Raw genomic sequence first — 834 nt, forward strand, 5'->3', positions numbered from 1 at the left:
GAAAAGAGATTATAGGAAAACAGCATTCCCGACGAGATCCAGGCCGCCGCCATGGAGGGTAGGAACCTCCGCGACCTGCGGCGGGAGGTCAGCACCAGTAGACCCCATGCCCCCGCGAAGGCCCACACGCCGGTACTCAACGTCAGCAGGTGCCACCACACATCGCGGTCATCCAGCATATCCGGGACAATGCCGAGGGTGCCGCCCACCGCCCAGAACACCTTGATGACGCCGATTAGAATACAGCCAACTGCGACGAGCCTGGCCAGGGTGATTTGCAACTGTCGGGTGTGTCCCGGCAGCTCCGCGTAGTCGGTCGGACCGCCCAGTGCCTCGGGCCACCGCGACTTGGCGTACCCTACCAAGGCGAGCGGCAGGAAAATGCCGACCCCGACCAGCGAGACCATGACGAAGATCTGCTCGTATGCCCAGAAGTCGGTGGCGCCTGCCTCCTTGTCCCGGGTCATGGCAGCCGGGCCGAGTACCGGTGCCAGCAACAGCATGGGGACGAGCAGACCGGTGCCAAACCACACGGGCAAAGCCACCAGCCAGGCGGGCAGCCGCTCACCCCACGGCCTACTGAACGCCATCGCCAGAAGAATACCGACCGCGGCGACAACCACGGTTGCTGCATTGATCGCGCGCCAACTGTTGTCGCCCATTTGCTCGGTCGGAATGAAGACACCGAAAGTCCAGGCAACTTTGATCAGCAGATACGGCGTCACCGCTACGGCGGCGCCATAACCGCAGATTCTACGCATCTTCATCAATCGTGAGGCCGACCGCTCAATTGGCGTTCGGTTATCTTTATTTCGTTCTAATCTCGGCATTTAT

General features: G+C 61.4%; 1 protein-coding gene. It reads right to left on the reverse strand.

Annotated elements, in window-relative coordinates:
- Positions 1–761, reverse strand: a 761-nt coding sequence (locus tag ACFQI7_RS37780; protein ID WP_377518641.1) for a hypothetical protein, incomplete at its 3' end; no start/stop codon positions are given.
- Positions 762–834 lie beyond the last annotated feature (73 nt).

Source organism: Paenibacillus allorhizosphaerae, from assembly GCF_042659105.1.
GTDB lineage: Bacteria > Bacillota > Bacilli > Paenibacillales > NBRC-103111 > Paenibacillus_G > Paenibacillus_G allorhizosphaerae.